The 496-nt window shown below is 56.9% G+C and carries 1 protein-coding gene; it reads left to right on the top strand.

Annotated elements, in window-relative coordinates:
- Nucleotides 1-20: 20 nt before the first annotated feature.
- The coding region (locus CHH75_RS24470) for a transposase (RefSeq protein WP_141235886.1) at nt 21-496 on the top strand (476 nt) is incomplete at its 3' end.

Genomic DNA, 496 nt, shown 5'->3' with positions numbered 1-496 from the left:
GTTCGGGAGGATGAGCAGATATGGAGTTTCGTGAGGAGACAGTGCTTCAACCATTCCACAGCCGTTACCACAGCGAGGAAGCCTGCATGGAGGCGTTGATCGCGATGAAGTGGCCAGACGGTTTCGTTTGCCCTCGCTGTGACCATACCGGGTGCAGTCGTCTGAACTCCCGGCGTGTTCCATTGTTCGAGTGCGGACGGTGCAAGCATCAGACATCGGCTTTGGTGGGCACGATTTTTGAAGGAACCCGGCTGCCCTTGCTCAAGTGGTTCATGGCTCTGGATCTGTTCCTGCTCCCGGATGGCATCTCCGCAATGCGGCTCAGTCAAGTGATTGACGTCACTTACAAGACCGCCTGGTTAATGCTGCACAAAATTCGCCATGCTGCCCTTCACTTCGATGCGCAGGAGCTGCTCTACGGCGACGTGAAGGTGAACAGCGATCAGTACGGCCGCAATCCCTCCCGATGTGCGGTTTCGCATCCGCATGCCTCAGC

Source organism: Paenibacillus sp. 7541, assembly GCF_002276395.1.
Taxonomy (GTDB): domain Bacteria; phylum Bacillota; class Bacilli; order Paenibacillales; family Paenibacillaceae; genus Paenibacillus_AQ; species Paenibacillus_AQ campinasensis.
Note: the sequence above shows the minus strand (reverse complement) of the source record. Positions and strands in the feature narration are given on the sequence as shown.